A 310-nucleotide genomic window follows, 5' to 3' on the forward strand; every position below is an offset into this window, starting at 1 on the left:
CTTCGAGCTGAGACGGGATCGCCATTGATGGGTAAACCCAAGGGCGCAAAGATACACGAGCTGTTAAATCTTGGTTTTGTTCTGCCTCTAGCCAAACGTCATACCAACCGCGTTTCCAGTACATTCGGCCGTCACCAATGGTGGTAATACCGTGTGCAGCGGCTTCTTCCAGTCCGAACATTAAGCCTTGATAGCTTTGTTCAAATCGCTCGCTTTGGCTGTTCCATGCCATCTCCATGATTTGGTCACCAGCATTGTCTAATAAGATGCCATTGAGCTTACCGCTGTCTTGGTCTTTTAAATAAACACC

1 protein-coding gene is annotated in these 310 nt (G+C 47.7%); it reads right to left on the reverse strand.

The features are described from left to right. Positions 1 to 310 (reverse strand): amidohydrolase family protein (locus AB4512_RS25205; protein ID WP_372176195.1); only part of this gene is annotated, 310 nt, incomplete at both ends.

Source organism: Vibrio sp. 10N.222.52.B7 (assembly GCF_041474275.1).
In the GTDB taxonomy this organism is placed as follows: domain Bacteria; phylum Pseudomonadota; class Gammaproteobacteria; order Enterobacterales; family Vibrionaceae; genus Vibrio; species Vibrio crassostreae_C.